The sequence below is a fragment of the Alkalibacterium sp. s-m-28 genome (assembly GCF_054658175.1).
Window position 1 is genome coordinate 1 of record NZ_BAAGIQ010000220.1, and the last position, 825, is coordinate 825.

At 45.3% G+C, this 825-nt stretch carries 1 pseudogene; it reads left to right on the forward strand.

Annotation, left to right across the window (positions count from 1 at the left end):
* Positions 1 to 97 precede the first annotated feature (97 nt).
* Positions 98 to 700 (forward strand): annotated as a pseudogene (locus ACYQ4S_RS12030) (PTS transporter subunit EIIC); the annotation flags it as partial.
* Positions 701 to 825 lie beyond the last annotated feature (125 nt).

Sequence of the window (825 nt, forward strand, 5' to 3'; positions counted from 1 at the left end):
TTGATTCAAACAGCACTCGAACAATCGGACAATCGGGACGGCTAAAGCCACCCCGTGTCCGAAGCCGATTCATCCCCCACTTTACACTTCGTAAGAAGTGGGGGTCTTCTCGGCTATTTTAGATAAATACTACAACTTCAGAAAATTACCGGATGCTTTGTCATTCTTCAATGGTAAGCGATTCGTTCCTTTCGTTGTAATTTTATGGTCACTGATTGCGGCCGTTGTGCTTTCAATTGTCTGGCCGGTCATCCAAGGCGGAATCAACAGTTTCGGGGTATGGATAGCTGAATCACAGGATACGGCCCCAGTCGTGGCTCCCTTCCTTTTCGGGACTCTTGAACGACTATTGCTGCCGTTCGGTCTGCATCATATGCTGACCATTCCAATCAACTATACACCACTTGGAGGAACCTACGAGGTGCTGAGTGGAGCGCAGGAAGGTGCGCTGGTATTTGGACAGGATCCGTTGTGGCTGGCATGGGCACGTGACCTGGTCAATCTGGATGCTGCTGGAGATACCAGCACATATCAGTATGCCATGGAAACTTTCGTACCAGCTCGCTTTAAAGTAGGTCAAATGATTGGATCGTCAGGTATTTTAATGGGACTGGCTTATGCGATGTATAAAAATGTCGATAAAGATAAACGAAAGCAGTATAAATCGATGTACTTGTCTGCCGGACTGGCAGTTTTTCTTATAGAATAGGAAAGTATAAAGTTTTACCCGCTAGAAAGCCTATCACCTCAAACGTTAATCACTATCACTTGATTTGAAAAGAGAGGGGATTTAAAGGTACACTATACGTATGGTAGAGAAAAGCA